Annotated in this window: 2 protein-coding genes and 1 pseudogene; 1 reads left to right on the top strand and 2 read right to left on the bottom strand. The window is 60.2% G+C overall.

Annotated elements, in window-relative coordinates; all coding sequences use genetic code 11:
• Positions 1–448 (bottom strand): annotated as a pseudogene (locus tag AC5JJ6_RS06500) (type I secretion system permease/ATPase); the annotation flags it as partial.
• A 572-nt stretch (positions 449–1,020) separates the two neighbouring features.
• On the opposite strand from AC5JJ6_RS06500, the gene AC5JJ6_RS06505 reads away from it, so the two are divergent.
• Positions 1,021–2,388, top strand: coding sequence for a TIGR03013 family XrtA/PEP-CTERM system glycosyltransferase (locus AC5JJ6_RS06505; protein ID WP_496041258.1), 1,368 nt, complete (start codon positions 1,021–1,023; stop codon positions 2,386–2,388).
• A 12-nt stretch (positions 2,389–2,400) separates the two neighbouring features.
• On the opposite strand, the gene AC5JJ6_RS06510 is transcribed toward AC5JJ6_RS06505, so the two are convergent.
• On the bottom strand, positions 2,401–3,041 hold a 641-nt coding region (locus AC5JJ6_RS06510; protein ID WP_496041257.1), incomplete at its 5' end, for a tetratricopeptide repeat protein.

Consider the following 3,041-nt stretch of genomic DNA (forward strand, 5'->3'; position numbering starts at 1 on the left):
ACACGAACATGAGCGCCAGGATCAGCGGCGTCCAGGGAGCATCGAAGAAGGCGAAAATGCCGGCGCCCGTCAGGAACTGGCGCACCGTGTCGAAGTCGCGGCTCGCCTGTCCGGGATTGGCTCCGATCCGGTGAAGGCTGGCCTGAAACTGCGCCGACAATATGCGTTCGCTCAGGAGCTGGTCCATCCTGCCGCCGACCCGTACCAGGATCCTGGAGCGGATCACTTCCAGCATGGCCATCACGCCCAGCAGGCCGACCGTGATCAGGGTCAGCATCAGCAGGGTCGCTTCGCTCTTGCTGTGCAGCACGCGGTCGTAGACCTGCATCATGTACAGCGGCGATACGAGCATCAGCAGGTTGATGAACGCACTGAACGCCGCGGTCATGAAGAAGGCACTGCGGCAGGTGGCCAGGGCCGCCTTCACTTCCGATTTCTTTTCAGTCATCCCGTCTTGCTTCATGAGTTGAGCGGAAGAGCATTTTGAAATCCAGTAAAATTACCTGGAATCCGGATGCATTTCCTGGGGCTATCTGGGAAGCAGAAGTACCCTATTCAGGGTTAATGAGTCACTAAACGATACCTAAAACGATCTGTAACATTTGTGGAAAACCAGATGAAACAATTTTGCGGCATTGCACAACAAGGTTCCCTCCCCACCGGACTCCAGGATATCTGATCGGTATATCTGGATGTGATTGTCGCAGACCTCCGGTAAGGCGGGAATGCCCGGTAACTGCATAGCCCGTCAGGACCGAGTGGGCAGGTGAGCTAAAGTTGCCTCCCGTCTATAATTTCTTGTTTTCGGACAAGGCGGTACGACAAAAGGTTTGCCCATTTTATGCACAAGAACGAGTGTGCATCCGCTCACCGGTGATATCCTCGCGATTCAAGACGACAATGGTCGAGGCTCGGGAACTTGGAAGCCTTTTCATAAGAATTTATAGAATTCCATCAGAAGGGCTTCAGGTTGTGGAAAAGCCGAGTGGGGGATGAATTAGTATGATCCGCGTATTTAATATGTTTGTTCCGACATCTTTCCTTCTCCTGGCCCTAGCGGACGCCGGGATCCTTGGTAGTGCGATGGTCGTGTGCCTGAGCATGAGCTATGCAACACTTCACATCGTCCTGACCAATCAGGAAGGCCACATTCACCAGACCGCGCTCTTTACGATCATTACCATTCCCTGCCTTTTCATGATGGGGTTGTATGAGCGGAAGTATCTTCTCACCCTCAAGGTCCTGTGCCTCCGCATCCTGATCGGGCTCGGCCTTTCGTTCCTGTGCCTGATGACCATCTTCTACGTGGCTCCGGGCAGCCGCATCTGGATGAGTGCGCTGTTTCCGGCGCTGGCCCTGAGTTCCCTGGGGCTTCTCGGCAACCGGGTCGTGCTGACGCGCATATCCAGCATTTCCTCGCTCAAGAACCGTGTGCTCGTGCTCGGCACCGGGCCGCAGGCCCAGCGGATCGAGCGCGCCGAGCGGGAATTGCGCCCGGCGAATTTCATCGTCCTCGGTTTCGCGCCGGTCGAGCCGTGCAACACCTGCGTCGCGGAGGAGCGGGTGGTGCGCGCCAACGACCTGCTCGCCCTGTCCGAGAAGCTTCGCGCCGACGAGATCGTCGTGGCGCTGGAGCACTCCGAACTGAGCATGCCGCGTGAGACCCTGCTCCAGTTCCGCCTGCGCGGCATCCGCATCCTGGATACCGCGACCTTCTTCGAGCGGGAGTTCGGCCAGCTGGAGATCGACCGGCCCTATCCCAACTGGCTGCTGTTCTCCAATGGCACCACGATGGGACGGTTCGAAACGGCTGCGAAGCGGACCTTCGACATCGCTGTCAGCATGGCCTTCCTGCTGTTCGCCCTGCCGCTGCTGTGCTTCACGGCGATAGCCGTCAAGCTGGAGGACGGTGGACCGATCTTCTACCGGCAGGAGCGGGTCGGGCTGAACGGCCGCAAGTTCTCGGTCATCAAGTTCCGCAGCATGCGGGTCGATGCGGAAAAGGACGGCGTCGCCCGCTGGGCTTCGGTCAACGATCCGCGCGTGACCTTCATCGGGGGCATCATCCGCAAGATCCGGATCGACGAGATCCCGCAGATATTCAACGTGCTGCGCGGCGAGATGAGCTTCGTCGGCCCGCGCCCCGAGCGGCCGTCCATCGTCAACGACCTGATCAAGGACATGTCCTGCTACCCGTACAGGCATATCGTCAAGCCGGGCATAACAGGATGGGCGCAGGTCAACTACCCTTACGGCGCGTCGATCGCCGACGCGCGCGAGAAGCTGAAATTCGACCTGTACTACGTCAAGAATTGCAGCCTGATGCTCGACCTGATCATCCTGCTCCAGACCGTCCGCGTCGTGATCTGGCCGCAGGGGGTCAGGTAGGCAAAGGCATAGTCAGGGCAGTATGTCGTCCTGAAGGTTCTGAAGGATCTCGGCGGCGTCCTCGTCGCCCTGCTCGACGGCGGCTTCCAGCAGATCGACGATGGTGACCTCGTCGGGCGGGTCCTGATCGGTCATGTAGAGGACGGCAAGCCGCGTCATCGCCGAGGCGTCGCCGCCATCGGCGGCCATCTTGTAGAATCGCTTGGCCTCGTCCCGGTCTACCGCCTGACCGAACATCCCCTGATCATAGGCCAGTCCGACATTGAAAGCCGCCTTGGCGTTGCCGTACTCCGCCGCCAGCAGGTAATGGCTGAAGCCGACATCGGGGTCGGCGGACACTCCCGCGCCCTGGATGTAGCAGTCGGCGATCATGCCATGGGCCAGCGCCGTCAGCGCGTGATTGGGATGCTGCGGATCTTCCGTCTGGTCGGCGGCATCCTGGAGCAGCGCCAGAGCCCGTTCCGGATCGGGGTCGCCCATCTCGGGGTCGAGCAGCATGGCCGCCCGGTTGATCAGGGCGGACGGCTCCGGCGACATCTCGATCAGGGCATCTAGGACGGCGGCGATGCGGGAATGGTCCGGCTCTGGGTCCTGCACCAGCAGGCTCGCCAGCAGCTTGGCCGCATTGGTGTAGCGGCCGGCGGCGACGCTGT

The sequence above is a fragment of the Skermanella sp. genome (assembly GCF_059503625.1).